Origin of the sequence: Pseudomonas sp. 43(2021), assembly GCF_017490805.1 — a bacterium.
Taxonomy (GTDB): Bacteria; Pseudomonadota; Gammaproteobacteria; order Pseudomonadales; family Pseudomonadaceae; genus Aquipseudomonas.
Genome location: NZ_JAFGYJ010000039.1, coordinates 19,346 through 36,631, shown reverse-complemented (window position 1 = coordinate 36,631; position 17,286 = coordinate 19,346). Strand labels below are relative to the sequence as shown.

At 64.5% G+C, this 17,286-nt stretch carries 10 protein-coding genes and 1 rRNA gene; 9 read left to right on the top strand and 2 right to left on the bottom strand.

All coding sequences use genetic code 11. The features are described 5' to 3' along the window. The 7 genes from rrf to J5M71_RS24410 all read left to right on the top strand — a co-directional run. Window positions 1-102, top strand: a 5S ribosomal RNA gene (gene rrf, locus J5M71_RS24440); the annotation flags it as partial. A 260-nt stretch (window positions 103-362) separates the two neighbouring features. Further along, window positions 363-3,845, top strand: a complete 3,483-nt coding sequence (gene recC, locus J5M71_RS24435) for an exodeoxyribonuclease V subunit gamma (RefSeq protein ID WP_207837894.1) — start codon at window positions 363-365, stop codon at window positions 3,843-3,845. Then, on the top strand, window positions 3,842-7,519 hold the full coding sequence (gene recB / locus J5M71_RS24430) for an exodeoxyribonuclease V subunit beta (RefSeq protein ID WP_207837892.1): 3,678 nt from the start codon (window positions 3,842-3,844) through the stop codon (window positions 7,517-7,519). The genes recC and recB overlap by 4 nt, the downstream gene beginning before the upstream one ends. Then, window positions 7,516-9,591, top strand: a complete 2,076-nt coding sequence (recD, locus tag J5M71_RS24425; RefSeq protein ID WP_207837890.1) for an exodeoxyribonuclease V subunit alpha — start codon at window positions 7,516-7,518, stop codon at window positions 9,589-9,591. The genes recB and recD overlap by 4 nt, the downstream gene beginning before the upstream one ends. A 205-nt stretch (window positions 9,592-9,796) precedes the next feature. Next, the gene (locus J5M71_RS24420; RefSeq protein WP_207837888.1) at window positions 9,797-10,363 is read left to right on the top strand and encodes a YfiR family protein; all 567 of its coding nucleotides are present in this window, start codon (window positions 9,797-9,799) and stop codon (window positions 10,361-10,363) included. After that, window positions 10,360-11,631, top strand: a complete 1,272-nt coding sequence (locus J5M71_RS24415; RefSeq protein WP_207837886.1) for a diguanylate cyclase — start codon at window positions 10,360-10,362, stop codon at window positions 11,629-11,631. The genes J5M71_RS24420 and J5M71_RS24415 overlap by 4 nt, the downstream gene beginning before the upstream one ends. A gap of 4 nt (window positions 11,632-11,635) precedes the next feature. Beyond that, window positions 11,636-12,127 (top strand): OmpA family protein, encoded by a 492-nt coding sequence (locus tag J5M71_RS24410; protein ID WP_207837879.1) that lies wholly within the window; start codon window positions 11,636-11,638, stop codon window positions 12,125-12,127. Window positions 12,128-12,315: 188 nt separating this feature from the next. Here J5M71_RS24410 and J5M71_RS24405 read toward each other — a convergent pair whose 3' ends face one another. Further along, window positions 12,316-13,266, bottom strand: a complete 951-nt coding sequence (locus J5M71_RS24405; protein ID WP_207837876.1) for a LysR family transcriptional regulator — start codon at window positions 13,264-13,266, stop codon at window positions 12,316-12,318. 132 nt (window positions 13,267-13,398) lie between these two features. On the opposite strand from J5M71_RS24405, the gene J5M71_RS24400 reads away from it, so the two are divergent. Continuing rightward, window positions 13,399-14,925 (top strand): CoA-acylating methylmalonate-semialdehyde dehydrogenase, encoded by a 1,527-nt coding sequence (locus J5M71_RS24400; RefSeq protein WP_063913430.1) that lies wholly within the window; start codon window positions 13,399-13,401, stop codon window positions 14,923-14,925. 10 nt (window positions 14,926-14,935) lie between these two features. Further along, the gene (mmsB, locus tag J5M71_RS24395; RefSeq protein ID WP_063913429.1) at window positions 14,936-15,823 is read left to right on the top strand and encodes a 3-hydroxyisobutyrate dehydrogenase; all 888 of its coding nucleotides are present in this window, start codon (window positions 14,936-14,938) and stop codon (window positions 15,821-15,823) included. A 480-nt stretch (window positions 15,824-16,303) separates the two neighbouring features. Here mmsB and J5M71_RS24390 read toward each other — a convergent pair whose 3' ends face one another. Further along, window positions 16,304-17,281, bottom strand: a complete 978-nt coding sequence (locus J5M71_RS24390) for a hypothetical protein (RefSeq protein WP_207837873.1) — start codon at window positions 17,279-17,281, stop codon at window positions 16,304-16,306. Window positions 17,282-17,286 lie beyond the last annotated feature (5 nt).

The following is a 17,286-nucleotide window of genomic DNA, read 5'->3' as shown; positions in this document are numbered from 1 at the left end:
AGCATTGGAACCACCTGATCCCATCCCGAACTCAGCAGTGAAACGATGCATCGCCGATGGTAGTGTGGGGTTTCCCCATGTGAGAGTAGGTCATCGTCAAGATTCATTTCGCAAAACCCCTATCTGCGCATGCAGGTAGGGGTTTTGTCTTTCTGGCGCAAAAACTCCCGGGCATACGCGCCCCCTGTGGGAGCGGGTTCACCCGCGAACACCGGCAAAGCCGGTGCCATCCACCGCGTCGCCTGTTTCGCGGGCTCGCCCGCTCCCACACTGATCGCGTCAGCCTGATGGCACTCGGCCCTTTCAGGCATCCGCGTGATATCGTTCCCCCTCAGCCACCAGCGCCTGCCAGAGACCTCCCGATGCCCAACACCACCCACCTCCACCCCGGCTTCATGATCGTCCACGGCAACCGCCTCGACGACCTGCGCAGCCTGGTGGTGAGCTGGATGCGTCGCTACCCCTTGGCGCCGCTGGAAAACGAAATCGCCCTGGTACAAAGCAATGGCATTGCCCAATGGCTCAAGCTGGCCCTGGCCGAAGACCCACAGGACGATGACCAGGGCGGCTGTGGCATCGCCGCCGCCATCGACGTGCAACTGCCGGGCAGCTTCATGTGGCAGCTTTACCGCAGCGTGCTGGGCCGTGACGAAATTCCCGAAGTGTCCCTGCTCGACAAGGCACCGCTGACCTGGCGCCTGATGCGCCTGCTCCCGGCCTTGATCGAACGCCCGCATTTCGAGCCGCTGCGGCGCTTCCTCACCGACGACAGCGACCTGCGCAAGCGCTACCAGCTCGCCGAGCGGCTGGCCGACCTGTTCGACCAGTATCAGGTCTACCGCGCCGACTGGCTCAAGGATTGGGCCGCTGGCGAGCACATCCTCAACACCGCTCGCGGCGAGCGCAAGGCGCTGCCCCCGGGCAACCGCTGGCAGGCCGAGCTATGGCGTGCATTGCTGGAGGATGTGGGCGAGCAGGGCATGGCGCAGAGCCGCGCCGGGGTCCATCAGCGCTTCATCGAACGGATCAACAGCCTGGAACAGGCACCTGCCGGTCTGCCGGCCCGGGTGATCGTATTCGGCATCTCCTCGCTGCCAGCCCAGGCCCTTGAGGCACTGGCCGGTCTGGCACGCTTCAGCCAGGTGCTGCTGTGCGTGCACAACCCCTGTCGCCACCACTGGGCCGATATCGTTGCCGACAAGGACCTGCTGCGTCACCAGTACAAGCGCCAGCAACGCAAGCAGGGCATGCCCCTGCAGCTGGACGACCAGTCGCTGCACCAGCATGCCCATCCCTTGCTGGCCGCCTGGGGCAAGCAAGGCCGCGACTACATCAACCTGCTCGACAGCTACGACGACCCTGGCAGTTACCAGGGCGTGTTCAGCGATGGCCGCATCGACCTGTTCAGTGACGGCTCGCCCACCACGCTGCTCAACCAGTTGCAGGACGATATCCTCGAACTGCGCCCGCTCGCCGAAACCCGCGAGCGTTGGCATCCAGTTGACCCGGCGAAGGACCGCTCGATCCGCTTCCACATCGCCCATAGCCCGCAACGCGAAGTGGAGATCCTCCACGATCAGCTGCTGGCCCGGTTCAGTGCCGACCCTACCCTGCGCCCACGTGACGTGATCGTCATGCTGCCGGCCATCGACACCTACGCGCCGCATATCCGCGCCGTATTCGGCCAGTTGCAGCGCAACGACCTGCGTTATATACCGTTTACCCTGACCGACCAGGGCCAGCGTGGCCGCGAACCCTTGCTGATTGCCCTCGAACACCTGCTCAAGCTGCCGGACAGCCGCTTCGCGGTCAGCGAAGTGCTCGACCTGCTGGACGTACCGGCAGTGCGGGCCCGTTTCGGCATTCGTGAAAACGACCTGCCCACGCTGCACCGCTGGATCGAGGGGGCCGGCATCCGCTGGGGCCTCAATGCCGAGCAGCGGGCCAGCCTGGGCTTGCCCGCAGGGCTTGAGCAGAACAGCTGGCGGTTCGGCCTGCGGCGCATGCTGCTGGGTTATGCCGTGGGCGTGGGCGAGGCCTGTGATGGCATCGAACCCTACGATGAAATCGGTGGCCTGGATGCGGCACTGATCGGCCCGCTGGTCGCCTTGCTCGACGCCCTCGACGTGGCCAGCCAGGCCTTGTCCGAGCCTGCCACTGTCAGCCAGTGGGGCGAGCGCCTGCATGCCTTGCTGCAGGTGTTTTTCCTGGCCGAGGGCGAGCGCGACGAGTTCCTGCTGATGCAGTTGCAGGATCTGCGCGATAGCTGGCTTGAAGTGTGCGAGGCCGTCGGCCTGCAAGACCCATTGCCGCTGACCGTAGTGCGTGAAGCCTGGCTGTCGGGCCTTGACCAGGGCAAGTTGTCCCAGCGCTTCCTCGCCGGCTCGGTGAACTTCTGCACCCTCATGCCGATGCGCGCCATCCCGTTCCGGGTGGTCTGCCTGCTGGGCATGAACGATGGCGATTACCCCCGCGCCCAACAGCCGCTGGACTTCGACCTGATGGCCAGCGACTACCGCCCCGGCGACCGCTCGCGCCGTGAGGATGACCGTTACCTGCTGCTCGAAGCGCTGCTGTCGGCACGCGACCAGTTGTATGTCAGCTGGGTCGGGCGCAGTATCCGCGACAACAGCGAACGCCCGGCCTCGGTGCTGATCGGCCAGTTGCGCGATCACCTGGCGGCCGGCTGGCAGCTGGCAGGCGCGGAGCAGGGGCAGCCAGCACAACCGGGTGAGCACCTGTTGCACGCCCTGACCCAGGAGCACCCGCTGCAACCGTTCAGCCCACGCTACTTCCAGAAGGGCAGCCCGCTGTTCAGCTTTGCCCACGAATGGCAGGTGCTGCACCAGCAGGGCCAGGAAGACGAGCAGGGCGACCCAGGCCTGCCGCCTTACCATGACGATGAGGCCTTGAGCCTGACCCAGCTGAATGACTTCCTGCGCCACCCGGTGCGGCACTTCTTCAGCCAGCGTCTGAAGGTGTACTTCGAAGCGCTGGAAGCGCCGACCCCGGACGAGGAACCCTTCGTCCTCGACACCCTGCAACGCTACGGCGCCAGTGAAAGCCTGCTTGGTGCAGCGCTGGCCGAGCCGGACAATGCCGAACAGGCCCTGCAGGCCCAGGCTCGGCGCTTGCAGGCCTGCGGCATGCTGCCACTGGCCGGTTTCGGCGAACTGCTGCAGCGCGAGCTGATCGAGCCCCTGCCAGACCTGCTGCAACGCCACCGCCAGCTATTGCAACGCTGGCCACAGCTGGTCGAAGGCGCATTGCCGGTGCATTTCGAGCACGGCCCGCACCGTCTTGAAGGCTGGCTGGGCCGGGTATTCCAGGCGGATGACCAGAGCCTGCTCGGCATTACCACCGTACCCAACACCATCAGCGCCGGGCGTAACGCCCTCAAGTGGCACCGCCTGATCGCGCCCTGGGTCACGCACCTGGCGGCCTGCGCAGCGGGTTACCCCTATAACAGCGCGTTGGTGGCCAGCGACCTGACCCTGCTGCTTGCGCCGCTGCCGCAAGCGCAGGCGGCGCAACTGCTGGGCGACCTGCTGGTGGCCCGCCAGGCGGCGATGAATGCGCCGTTGCCGGTCGCGGCCAAGACCGCGTTCGCCTGGCTGGCCCAGGACGATAGCGACAAAGCCCTGGCTGCTGCAGCCCGCGCCTACGAAGGTGACGAGCGCACCAGCTTCGGCGAGCGCAGTGAAAGCATCGCCCTGGCCCGCCAGTTCCGCGACTTTGCCGCGCTCACCGCCGATGAAACCTTCGAAGGCTGGTGCGAAGCCTTGTACCGCCCATTGTTCAACGCCCCGTGGCAAACCCTGGGCAACCCGGAGAAAGGCGCATGACCCAGGACCGTCCCCTGGCACTGAGTTTCCCCCTGCATGGCAGCCAGCTGATCGAGGCCAGCGCCGGCACGGGCAAAACCTTCACCATTTCGGCGCTGTACCTGCGCCTGATCCTCGGTCACGGTGGCGAGCAGGGCTTCGACCGCGAGCTGCTACCACCGCAAATCCTCGTGGTGACCTTCACCGACGCCGCCACCAAGGAACTGCGTGAGCGTATCCGTGCGCGCCTGGCCGAAGCTGCGCGGTTCTTCCGTGGTGAGCTGGAGGCGGCCGACCCGCTGCTGCACCAACTGCGTGACGACTACCCGGAAGAAGCCTGGCCACGTTGTGCCGGCCGCCTGGAAATCGCCGTGCAGTGGATGGACGAGGCTGCGGTGTCGACCATTCACGGCTGGTGCCAGCGCATGCTGCGCGAGCATGCCTTCGACAGCGGCAGCCTGTTCACCCAGACCCTGGAAACCGACCACAGCGAGCTGCTGGGTCAGGTCATGCGCGACTACTGGCGGCGCTTCTGCTACGGCATGCAAGGCGATGCGCTGGCCTGGGTGCGTGGCCACTGGGGCAGCCCCGACGCCTTGCTGCCGCGGATCCGCCCGCTGTTCGGTCGCGTGCGCGCCCAGCAGGACGGGCCAGAGCCGGCGGCGCTGATCCAGGCATCGCTGCAGCAGCGTGGCGAGCAGTTGGCCCGGCTCAAGGCGCCCTGGGCGCAGTGGGCCGAGGAATTGCGGCAGATCTGCCGTGATGCGCTGGCCGCCAAGCAGGTCGACGGCCGCAAGATGCAGGCCCGTTACTTCGAACCTTGGTTCGACAAGCTCTGCGCCTGGGCCGCAGACGAACAACTGGTGGAGCTCGACCTGGGCACCGGCTTCACCCGCCTGACCCCGGCGGGCATGGCCGAAGCCTGGAAGGGCGAGCCACCCGAGCACCCGGCCCTCTATGCCATGCAGAGCTTGCAGCAGCAGTTGCAGGCGCTGGATAGCCCGGATGCCCCATTGCTCGAGCATGCCGCCAACTGGGTATCGGCGCGCTTCGAAGTGGAGAAACGCCGGCGTGCGGAAATGGGCTTCGACGACATGCTCCTGCGCCTGCAGCACGCCCTGGCCAGCGAGGCCGGCGAGCGCCTGGCCAGCCTGATTCGCGAACAGTTCCCGGTGGCGTTGATCGACGAGTTCCAGGACACCGACCCGGTGCAATACGGCATCTTCGAGCGCATCTACCAGATCAGCGAAAACCGCGCCGAAACCGGCCTGTTCATGATTGGCGACCCCAAGCAGGCGATCTATGCCTTCCGTGGCGCCGACATCTACACCTACCTTGCCGCCCGCCGTGCCACTAGTGGTCGGCTGCACAGCCTGGACACCAACTACCGCTCCAGCAAGGCCATGGTCGCGGCGGTCAATCAGGTGTTCCTGCAGGCCGAAGCGCGTCAGGCAGGGCGCGGTGCATTCTTGTTCCGCGAGGCCGATGACAACCCGCTGCCGTTCATCGAGGTCCGCGCCAAAGGCCGTGGCGAGCAGCTGTTGATCGACGGTGAAACCTGCGCAGCGCTGCAATGCTGGCATCTGCAGAGCGAAGAACCGGTCTCCGGCAGCGTTTACCGCCAGCAACTGGCAGCCAGTTGCGCCAGCCATATCGTCGCCTTGCTCAATGGTGGCCAGCAGGGCACGGCTGGTTTCCAGAATGCCGATGGCGAACTGCGCCCGTGCCTGCCATCGGACATCGCCATCCTGGTGCGCGATGGCCATGAGGCGCAAATGGTCCGCGCCGAGCTGGCCGCGCGCGAGGTGCGTAGCGTGTACCTCTCCGACAAGGACTCGGTATTCGCCGCCCAGGAAGCCCACGACCTGCTGGCCTGGCTCAAGGCCTGCGCCGAGCCCGACTCGGAGCGCCTGCTCAAGGCCGCCCTGGCCAGCCTCACCCTCGATCTGTCGCTGGCTGCGCTGGACCGCCTGAACCAGGACGAGCGGGTCTGGGAAGACTGGGTCATGCGTTTTCGGCGTTACCGCGACACCTGGCAGCGCCAGGGCGTGCTGCCAATGCTGCGGCACCTGCTGCATGACTTCCAGCTGCCGCGCACGCTGATCCGCCGCAGCGACGGCGAGCGGGTGCTGACCAACCTGCTGCACCTGGCCGAGTTGCTGCAACAGGCCGCAGGCGAGCTGGACGGCGAACAGGCGCTGATCCGCCACCTGGCCGAGCACCTGGCCAGTTCCGGGCAGGCCGGTGAAGAGCAGATCCTGCGCCTGGAGAGTGACGAGCAGCTGGTGAAAGTGGTGACCATCCACAAGTCCAAGGGCCTGGAATACCCCTTGGTCTACCTGCCGTTCATCTGCACCAGCAAGCCGGTGGACGGCAGCCGCCTGCCGCTGGCCTGGCATGATAGCCAGGGCAACGCCCATCTCACCCTCACACCGGACCAGGAACAGATCGACCGTGCCGACGACGAGCGCCTGGCCGAAGACCTGCGCCTGCTCTACGTGGCCCTGACCCGTGCCCAGCATGCCTGCTGGCTGGGTGTCGCCGATCTCAAGCGTGGCAACCAGAAGAGCTCGCAACTGCACCGCTCGGCGCTCGGCTACCTGCTGGGTGGCGGCCTCGCCTTGCCGGGCTCGCAGCAACTGACGGACTGGTTGCAGGCCCTGGCCGCGACGTGTCCGCACATCAGCTGCCCGGGCTTGCCGCAGGCGGATGAACAGGTGTATCGCATGCCGCACGCCGAAAGCGAGTTGCTGCCTGCTCGCAAGCCGCGCCGTGCGGCGGGGGCCGAGCATTGGTGGATTGCCTCGTACAGTGCCCTGCGCGTCGGCGACCAGACCCTCGGTGCCGACAGCTCCCAGGCCCAGCAGTTACTGGATGATGAAGTGGTCGATACCCAGGTGCTGCGTGAGGTCCCGGCCGACAGTGGCGATATCCACCGCTTCCCGCGCGGGCCCAACCCCGGCACCTTCCTGCATGGCTTGCTGGAATGGGTTGGCCGCGAGGGCTTCAGCCAGGTCAGCGGCAATGCGCAACTGATCGAGCGAACCGTTGGCCAGCGCTGCAACCGTCGTGACTGGACCGGCTGGATTCCCACCCTGACCCACTGGCTGCAGCGCCTGCTGGGCGAAGCGCTGCCGCTGCCGGGCAACGACCTCAGCGTGACGCTCGGGCAGTTGCGCCACTACCAGATAGAAATGGAGTTCTGGTTCGCCAGCCACCAGGTCGATGCCGAACAACTCGATCGCCTGGTGGCACGCCACACTCACCCTGGCCTGGCACGCCCGGCGGCGCAGCCGACCGTGCTCAATGGCATGTTCAAAGGGTTCATCGACCTGGCCTTCGAGCTGGACGGGCGTTACTACGTGACCGACTACAAGTCCAACTGGCTGGGCCCTGACATCCAGGCCTACGATGCCCTGGCCATGGAAAAGGCCATCCTCGAACATCGCTACGACCTGCAGTACGTGCTGTACCTGCTGGCCCTGCACCGCCAGTTGCGCGCCCGCCTGCCGGACTACGACTACGACCGCCATGTCGGCGGCGCCCTGTTCATCTTCCTGCGAGGCGCCAGCAGCAGCGGCCACGGCGTTTACCACGCCAAGCCACCGCGTGAGCTGATCGAAAGCCTCGATGCGCTGTTCCGTGGCGAGCACCCGCCCGCACAGCAGGACCTGTTTGCCGGAGCCGTGATATGAGCCGAAGCCTTGTCGACCTGTTGCCCACCCCGCTGCACGCCGAGCACCTGCTCGCACTGGCGCCACAGCGTGACAGCGGCGACCTGCTGCAACTGCTCGACCGCTGGGTAGAGCGGGGCTGGCTGCGTGCCCTGGACCGTGCGTTCGTATCGTTCCTGGAAGAGCGAGTCCCTGGTAGCGACCCCCTGCTGTTGCTGGCCGCCGCCCTGGCCAGTCACCAGCTGGGCCACGGCCATGTCTGCCTCGACCTGCAGCAAACCCTGGCCGAGCCCGATTTCGCCCTGTCGTTGCCGCCCGAAGGCGACGCCTTGACCGGCCCCTTGCTGCTGCCCTCGCAATTGCTGGCCAACCTTGACCTGCACGCCTGGCGCCAGCGCATTGCCGCCAGCCCCCTGGTGGCCGCCGGCGATACCCCTGGCCAGCAGGCGCGGCCTCTGGTGCTTAGCGGCGAGCGCCTGTACCTGCGCCGTTACTGGAGTTACGAGCGGCGCATCGACCATACCCTGCGCCAGCGCCTGACCCTGGCCGAAGCGCCTCCAGCCGACCTGCCTGGCCGCCTGGCGCAGCTGTTCGACGGTGGTGCGCCGGCTGGCCAGGTGGACTGGCAGAAGCTCGCCTGTGCCCTGGCCACCCGCGCCGGCTTCAGCATCATCACCGGCGGCCCCGGCACGGGTAAGACCACTACCGTGGTGCGCCTTTTGGCCTTGCTGCAGGCGCCGGCGGTGGAGCAGGGCAGGCCGCTGCGCATTCGCCTGGCCGCGCCGACCGGCAAGGCAGCCGCGCGCCTGACCGAATCCATTGGCCAGCAGGTCGAGCGCCTGCAGGTCAGCGCCGAGGTGCGCGGGCAAATCCCGACCGAGGTCAGCACCGTGCACCGCTTGCTCGGCAGCCGCCCCGGTTCGCGGCACTTCCGCCACCATGCCGGCAACCCGCTGCCGTTGGACGTGCTGGTGGTCGATGAAGCGTCGATGATCGACCTGGAAATGATGGCCAACCTGCTCGATGCCCTGCCGCCACGGGCACGCCTGGTGCTGCTGGGCGACAAGGACCAGCTGGCCTCGGTCGAGGCCGGTGCGGTATTGGGTGACCTGTGTCGGGATGCCGAGGAGGGCTGTTACTCCCCGGCGACCGAGGCGTGGCTGGAACAGACCGGTGGTGAGTCGCTGGCGGGCAGTGGCCTCAAGGCCGGCGATGAGCAACGCAACCCGTTGGCCCAGCAGGTGGTGATGCTGCGCTTTTCGCGGCGTTTCGGCGAAGGTAGCGGCATTGGCCAACTGGCCCGGCTGGTCAATCGTCAGGACTCCCACGCGGCACGCAACCTGCTGGCCGCACCGCCGCCCGATGTGCACAGCCTGGCCCTGAAGCACGAACAGGACCGTGCCTTCGACCGCCTGCTGCTCGACGGCCTCAACCGCGGCAGCGACGGCCCGCAGGGTTACCGCAGCTACCTGCGCACCCTTGGCCGCTTCCGCCCGGCACTCGATACCGCCGTTGACGACCCCGCGTGGGAGCAATGGGCGGGCAAGGTGCTGCACAGCTTCGAGGACTTCCAGCTGCTGTGCGCGGTACGTCGGGGCGCCTGGGGTGTCGAAGGCCTCAACGAGCGGGTGGCGCGGGTGCTGCACAATGCGGGGCTGATCGACAGCCAGCAGCCCTGGTACGAAGGGCGCCCGGTGCTGGTGACCCGCAACGACTACGGCCTGGGCCTGATGAACGGTGACATCGGCATTGCCCTGCGCCTGCCGGATGAGCGCGGCGAGCCCCTGCTGCGCGTGGCCTTCCCGCGTAACGACGGCAGTGGCGGCGTGCGCTTCGTCCTGCCCAGCCGGCTGAATGAAGTGGAAACGGTATTCGCCATGACCGTGCACAAGTCCCAGGGCTCGGAGTTCAGCCACACCGCGCTGGTGCTACCGGATGCGCTCAACCCGGTGCTGACCAAGGAGCTGGTATACACCGGCATCACCCGCGCCAAGCACTGCTTTAGCCTGGTCGAGCCTCGCCAGGGTATTTTCGAAGAAGCGGTTGCGCGCAAGGTGCGGCGTATTTCCGGGTTGATGCTGGAGCAGGTTTAGCCCTGTAGTGAGCCAAAAGGAGATCCTCTGTGGGAGCGGGCGCGCCCGCGAACACGGGCGCAGCCCGTGCCAACCACCGTGGTGCCTGCTTCGCGGGCACGCCCGCTCCCACAGGGATCGCATTAGCTCCGCGCCTTTCATACAAGCATGCGGCCATGTGCTATCGTTGCGCCGATATTGGAAAGGGCCTTAAGAGATTTCCCACATGAACATGGCCGCCAGGCGAGTGATGAGCTGTGCGCTTTCGCTATTGCTGGCCGCCCTGTTCCTTTCCGCAGGCCCGGCCCAGGCAGACCCCGCCATGACTGCCGCCCAGGCGCAGCAACGGGCCAAGGCCGTCACCCAGGTGGTGCTGGGCATCTTCAGCTATGCCCGCTGGCCCGTCGAACCCTCGCCTTTGCGCCTGTGCCTGGTCGGCCCGACCGAATACGCCGATGACCTGATCAAAGGCCATGTGCAGGAGTCCGGCCGACCGCTGCAGGTGCGGCGTCTGCTGGCAGACGATAGCCAGGTCGCCCAGGCCTGCGACGCCATCTACATCGGCAAGCTCGACCAAGGCCAGCGCGACCGGCTGTTCGAGCGTGTCAGTGGCCACCCGGTGCTGAGCATCAGCGAGGCAGACGACCCGTGCACGGTCGGCAGCCTGTTCTGCTTGCGGGTCAGCGACCAGCAGGTAGCCTTCGAAGTCAACCTCGACTCGGTGGCACGTTCCGGCGTGCGCATCCACCCCAGCGTGCTGCAATTGTCGCGGCGCCGGGCAGGTCAGCCATGAAGCCGACCCGTAAGCGCGGCGTGCGCCCGACCCTGCGTTCGGTGCTGGGCCGTGGCCACCTCAGCGTCGCCTTGCTCGCCGTGGGCCTGGCCGGTATTTCCCTGACCCTGCTGGGCGTGCTCGCCCTGCGTGTTTACGCCAACGACAACCTGCAGCTGATCGCCCGCTCGATCAGCTACACCGTGGAAGCGGCGGTGGTGTTTGACGACAGCGCTGCGGCCAATGAATCGCTGGCGCTGATCGCCAGTGCCGAGGAAGTGGCCGAAGCCAGGGTCTTCAATAGCGAAGGCGAGCAACTGGCGCATTGGCAGCGCAGCGATACCGGCGTGCTAGCGCGGCTGGAGACGCAGGTTGCCACCGCCTTGCTGGATGAACCGGTCAATCTGCCGATTACGCACCAGCAACAGCAGGTCGGGCGCATCGAACTGGTCGGCCAGGGGCGAAGCCTGTTGCTGTTCCTGCTCAGTGGACTGGCCGGCATCCTGTTCTGCACGGTGCTCAGCGCCTTGGCTGCCCAATACCTGTCGCGGCGTCTGCTCAGTGATATCGTCCGCCCGCTGCGCGGCCTGGCCAGTGTTGCTCACGCCGCCCGCCGCGAGCGCAGTTTCGACCGGCGCGTGCCGGAAGCGCCGATTGCCGAGCTCAACGAACTGGGCAATGACTTCAATGCCCTGCTGGACGAGCTGGAGGTTTGGCACAGCCACCTGCAAAACGAAAACCAGACCCTGGCCCACCAGGCCAGCCATGACAGCCTGACCGGCCTGCCCAACCGCGCCTTCTTCGAGGGGCGCCTGAGCCGCAGCGTGCGCAATGCAGAACGGAAGCAGGACCACCTGGCGCTGCTGTTTCTCGACAGCGACCATTTCAAGCAGATCAACGACACCCTCGGCCATGCGGTGGGCGACGAAGTGCTGATCAGCGTGGCCGACCGCGTGCGCGCCCAGTTGCGCGAGCACGACCTGGTGGCGCGCCTGGGTGGCGACGAGTTCGCCGTGCTGCTGACGCCTTTGCAGTCGCGCCAGGACGCCGAGGACATTGCCGAGAAGATCGTTGCCAGCATGAAGTTGCCGGTGCAGCTGGACAGTGGCCGCAGTATTGCCACCTCGTTGAGTGTCGGTATTGCCTATTACCCGGATGACGGCGCTGACCCCGCCAGTCTTCTGAATGCTGCCGATGCGGCGATGTACCAGGCCAAGCGCAAACGCCGTGGCCATTGGCAAGTGGCGCAGACGGAACAGTCCGCCGGTGAAAACAACAACAGGAGTTGAACCCGTGATACAGGCTTTGCGTTTCCCCCTTTGGGCATTGCTGCTCGCCGTGCTGGCACTGACCGGTTGCCAGAGCACGCCACCCAAAGGCCTGACGGCCGAACAGATTGCCGTGCTCAAGCGTGAAGGTTTTACCCCGACCGACGAAGGATGGGCCTACGACTTGTCCGGCAAGGTGCTGTTCGGCAGCGATCTGGACAGCCTCAACAGCCAGAGCCAGGCGATCGTCGAGCGCATTGGCAAGGCGCTACTCAGCGTTGGCATCCAGGGCGTGCGGGTGGACGGGCATGCTGATTCGTCGGGCAAGGCGGCGTATAACCAGCAACTCTCAGAGCGCCGCGCGCAGAGCGTGGCCAAGGCGCTGGTCGAGGTAGGCATGCAGGCGCAGAACATCCAGTCCCGTGGCCTTGGCAGTAGCCAGCCGGTGGCGGACAACCGCACCAGCGCCGGGCGTACCGAGAACCGGCGCGTGTCCATTGTGGTGGCTTCCTACTGACCGCAGCCTCACAGGCCAGCACATCCGCGTGGAACGGGCTTGCCCGCGAAGCAGGCGACTCGGTGCCTGGCACCGGCTGCGCCGGTGTTCGCGGGCACGCCCGCTCCTACAGGTCCTGCGCATGCCTTGAATCCGGCGCAGACCTTGTGGGGAGCTGGCTTGCCGGCGATGGCTACGCAGCAGCCCCCTCATTCCTGAGCAAAGCGCATCTCTCGGGTCTCGCCCATCAACAACGGCGCATTCGCCTCCGTCACCCCTCGGATGTAATCCCAAAGCAGGGTAATCCGCTTCAACTTCCTCAAATCCTCCCGGCAATACATCCAGAACTGCCGCGTCACCTCGATCTCTTCCGGCAACACCGTCACCAGCCGCGGGTCCTGCGCAGCCAGGAAGCACGGCAAGATCGCCAGCCCACGCCCCTGCAACGCTGCCGTGTACTGCGCAATCACGCTGGTACTGCGCAAATGCGCGCTGGCGCTGGGGATCAGGTTGGCCAGGTACAGCAGCTCCGAACTGAACGCCAGGTCGTCCACGTAACTGATGAACGGGTGCCTGGCCAGGTCCGCGATCTGGTTGATCGGTGCGTGGTTGTCCAGGTAGTCCTGGGTCGCGTACAGCCGCAAGCGGTAGTCGCACAGCTTGCAACATACATAAGGGCCGTGTTCCGGCCGCTCCAGGGCGATGACGATGTCCGCCTCGCGTTTGGACAGGCTGATGAAGTGCGGCAGCGGCAGGATATCCACCGAAATCGCCGGGTAGGCATCGACAAAGTGGCTTAGCTGCGGGGTGACGAAGAAGCTGCCGAAGCCTTCGGTGCAGCCCATGCGCACGTGCCCCGACAACGCCACGCCTGACCCCGACACCTGCTCGCAAGCCATGTGCAGCGTGCTCTCGATCGACTCGGCATAACTCAGCAGGCGTTGGCCCTCGGCGGTGAGGACAAAGCCGTTGGTCCGGGATTTCTCGAACAGCAAGGTGCCCAGTGCCCCCTCCAGCGAGCTGATGCGCCTCGACACCGTGGTGTAGTCCACGTTCAGGCGCTTGGCGGCGCTGCTGGCCTTGCGGGTACGCGCCACTTCAAGGAAGAACTTCAGGTCGTCCCAGTTGAGTGCACTCAGGGATGTGAGGTCTTTTTGCATGATGATCCGGTTTTTTTGTGCGTTCTTGTTGGATGTTTGCACATCTATACTCGAAACAAGCCTCAGGACGCCACCTCGCGTTTGCCCGGCAATGGCGATCTCGTCCCGACAATAATTCCAAGGAGAACGCAGATGAACGCACCGCAATCCCCTAACCAGACCAAAATCGAGCAGGTCAAGCTGCTGATCGACGGCCAATGGGTCGAGTCCAAGACCACCGAATGGCGCGACATCGTCAACCCGGCTACCCAAGAAGTGCTGGCGCGCGTACCGTTCGCCACCGTCGAAGAAGTCGACGCAGCCGTCGCCGCTGCCCACCGCGCCTTCCAGACCTGGCGTAACACGCCGATCGGCGCGCGCATGCGCATCATGCTCAAGCTGCAGGCGCTGATCCGCGAACACACCAAACGCATCGCCCAGGTCCTCAGTGCCGAGCAGGGCAAGACCCTGGCCGACGCCGAAGGCGATATCTTCCGCGGCCTGGAAGTGGTCGAGCACGCCGCCTCCATCGGCACCCTGCAGATGGGCGAATTCGCCGAGAACGTTGCCGGCGGCGTCGATACCTACACCCTGCGCCAGCCGATCGGCGTGTGCGCCGGCATCACCCCGTTCAACTTCCCGGCGATGATCCCGCTGTGGATGTTCCCCATGGCCATCGTCTGCGGCAATACCTTCGTGCTCAAGCCGTCCGAGCAGGACCCGCTGTCGACCATGCTGCTGGTCGAGCTGGCGCTGGAAGCCGGCATACCGGCCGGCGTGCTCAACGTGGTGCACGGCGGCAAGCAGGTGGTGGATGCCATTTGCACCCACCAGGACATCAAGGCGATTTCCTTCGTCGGCTCCACCGAAGTGGGCACCCACGTGTACAACCTGGGCAGCCAGCACGGCAAGCGCGTGCAGTCGATGATGGGCGCCAAGAACCACGCGGTGGTGCTGCCCGATGCCAACCGCACGCAAACCGTCAACGCCCTGGTCGGTGCCGCCTTCGGCGCGGCGGGCCAGCGCTGCATGGCCACCTCGGTGGCGGTGCTGGTGGGCAAGGCCCGCGAATGGCTGCCGGATATCAAGGAAGCGGCCAGCAAGCTCAAGGTCAGTGCCGGCTGCGAGCCAGGCACCGATGTCGGCCCGGTGGTTTCCAAGCGCGCCAAGGAGCGTGTGCTGGGCCTGATCGAAAGCGGTATCAAGGAAGGCGCCAAGCTGGAGCTCGACGGCCGTGACGTCAAGGTGCCAGGTTACGAGCAAGGCAATTTCGTCGGCCCGACCCTGTTCTCGGGCGTGAAGACCGACATGCAGGTTTACACCCAGGAAATCTTCGGCCCGGTGCTGGTGACCCTGGAGGTCGATACCCTCGATGAGGCCATCGCCCTGGTCAACGCCAACCCGTTCGGCAATGGCACCGGCCTGTTCACCCAGAGCGGCGCGGCAGCACGCAAGTTCCAGAGCGAAATCGACATTGGCCAGGTCGGTATCAACATCCCGATCCCGGTACCGGTACCGTTCTTCAGCTTCACCGGCTCGCGTGGCTCCAAGCTCGGCGACCTCGGCCCGTACGGCAAGCAAGTGGTGCAGTTCTACACTCAGACCAAGACCGTCACCGCCCGCTGGTTCGATGACGACAGTGTCAATGACGGTGTGAACACCACCATCAGCCTGCGTTAAGGAGACAGTCATGCGTATCGCATTCATCGGCCTCGGCAACATGGGCGCACCCATGGCCCGCAACCTGATCAAGGCCGGGCACCAACTGAACCTGTTCGACCTGAACAAGGTCGTGCTGGCCGAGCTGGCAGAACTGGGCGGGCAGGTCAGCCCCTCGCCCAAGGACGCGGCGGCCAACAGCGAGCTGGTGATCACCATGCTGCCGGCTGCTGCGCATGTGCGCAGCGTGTACCTGAACGAAGACGGTGTGCTGGCAGGCATTCGCCCGGGCACGCCGACCGTGGATTGCAGCACCATCGACCCGCAGACTGCGCGTGATGTGTCCAAGGCCGCAGCGGCCAAGGGCGTGGACATGGGTGATGCGCCGGTGTCCGGTGGCACTGGCGGCGCGGCGGCAGGCACCCTGACCTTCATGGTGGGTGCCAGCGCCGAGTTGTTCGCCACCCTCAAGCCGGTACTGGAGCAGATGGGCCGCAACATCGTGCACTGCGGTGAAGTCGGCACCGGGCAGATCGCCAAGATCTGCAACAACCTGCTGCTGGGCATCTCGATGATCGGCGTGTCCGAGGCCATGGCCCTGGGCAACGCGCTGGGCATCGACACCAAGGTGCTGGCCGGCATCATCAACAGTTCGACCGGGCGTTGCTGGAGCTCGGACACCTACAACCCGTGGCCGGGCATCATCGAAACCGCGCCGGCCTCGCGTGGCTATACCGGTGGCTTTGGCGCCGAGCTGATGCTCAAGGACCTGGGGCTGGCCACCGAGGCTGCACGCCAGGCGCATCAACCGGTGATCCTGGGGGCCGTGGCCCAGCAGCTGTACCAGGCCATGAGCCTGCGCGGCGAGGGTGGCAAGGACTTCTCGGCGATCGTCGAGGGTTATCGCAAGAAGGATTGACGAGCGAGGACTTTATCGCGGGCCGGGCGGCCTTCCCTCTGTAACTGCGCACCAGAGGGGAGGGGGCCCGTACTGCGATGTTTTTTGAGCATTATTTAGGCAAGGGGGGTAAGTAATACATGAAAACTCCCAAACCAAAAAATGCGATAGTCAATATCAAAAGCGAGGAGCCCATGAAGATTAGGAGGGTCTTGATTTTTGAAGGTAGATTATTTATTTCCTTGATGTCAATGAGGTTTTTTCGTGCATAGATTTTAGGAGTGAGCAGTATGAATGATATATTCGTTAGTCGAAAGAATTTTCCCATCAAGCCAGCATGTAGCCAGAGTTTCTTTTCGCCGGTTATTGCATTGCAATTTAATAAAAATCCTTCAATGTAATCAATTTTGCGGTGAGCGATATATATTGTTAATGCCAGGTTCAAGAAAAGTAAAGTTGTGACTGTCATGCTGTAGACTAAAAAAATCCAGTGCATGATTGTCATGTTGCTACTGCCTCGTATAGAAGTTCCCCAGCCCAGGCGCCTGCTTCATTCCCAAATTTTCCGCCTGCCATTCCCCCCACTGTACCGCCGAATATCCCACAAGCGAGTGCTCCGGTTCCACCTGTCGCTACGCCAAACACCACGCTGCAAGCAGCACCAAGAAGAAGCTTGCCACTGGCTGCCCCAGCAGTAGTACCCAACAAGCCCAAGGTTAATGAACTAACCTCGACATAATGCGCCTTTTTGCATTCCTCCTCGCGTCCGAGCGTACAGGCTTTATGTATCTCCAGTCCCGTGGCAGCGACGTCTAATGCAATCCCTACATACGTTCCTTTCTTGATCAAATTAGCAGCCGTCGCCACGCCTGAGACTTTGTTGGCATATCCTGCAATCTCGCCGGTATGCAAATAACTCTTTGTGGATATCCCCAGCGTCCTTTTGATCGAGCCTTTGTTCCTTATCCCGGAACCGTAAGCAGCCAGCTTGTTCAGCTGCTCATCCAACTTCATGAACAAGACGGCACGCTTTGCATAGAACTGATCGCGAGCCGCCATGGCCCCTGACCCGAGATGCTGTTGATGCAGCTTCTCGATATCCATCAAGGTGGCCTCGATGGCTTTCAGGTGCTTGCTCCACCCTTCACTGACTACACCAGCGCCCACAGATGCATGCGCGATGAGGCTCTTCAAGGTCTCGAAATTGTCCAGGAAAAAGTTATCCACACCTTGGCCGTTGCGCATCAGCCCCATGTGCGCAATCGTCGCCTGTCTCATCATCCAGGCTTCCTGGCTGGTGCAGGAAGCCGTGGTGGGATCGCCGATGATGATAAGTTCACCGCTACGGACCACAGTATTGGCGATGTGCGAATTCAGCACGTCAAACTTTTCCAGGGAATGACCGGTCAGCGCCAGGTCGGATTTCAGCCTATGATAGTTTTGCAGCTTGAGATTGAGAAACGCCCGGGCTTCAGACATAGCCT